Genomic DNA, 218 nt, shown 5'->3' on the forward strand with positions numbered 1-218 from the left:
CCGGTGGCGCCGGTGGTCTGGGCGGCAACGGTGGCGATGGTGGCGCCGGTGGTAAGGGCTTCGACGGTGCTGACGCGACCGCTGCCGGTGGTGACGGTGGTACCGGCAGCAACGGCGGCGATGGTGGTGCCGGTGGCGCGGCCGGTGCTGGTGGTGCCGGCGGCACGGCGACCAACGGTGCTGCGGGCGCCAACGGCGATGGCGGCGAGGGCGGCCAG

The 218-nt window shown here is 76.1% G+C and carries 1 protein-coding gene; it reads left to right on the top strand.

Features of this window, described 5'->3' with window-relative positions; genetic code table 11:
- Nucleotides 1-218, top strand: a 218-nt coding sequence (locus ACAG20_RS21115; protein WP_370494011.1) for a hypothetical protein, incomplete at both ends; no start/stop codon positions are given.

The sequence above is a fragment of the Mycobacterium sp. pW045 genome, from assembly GCF_041287085.1.
Taxonomy (GTDB): domain Bacteria; phylum Actinomycetota; class Actinomycetes; order Mycobacteriales; family Mycobacteriaceae; genus Mycobacterium; species Mycobacterium algericum_A.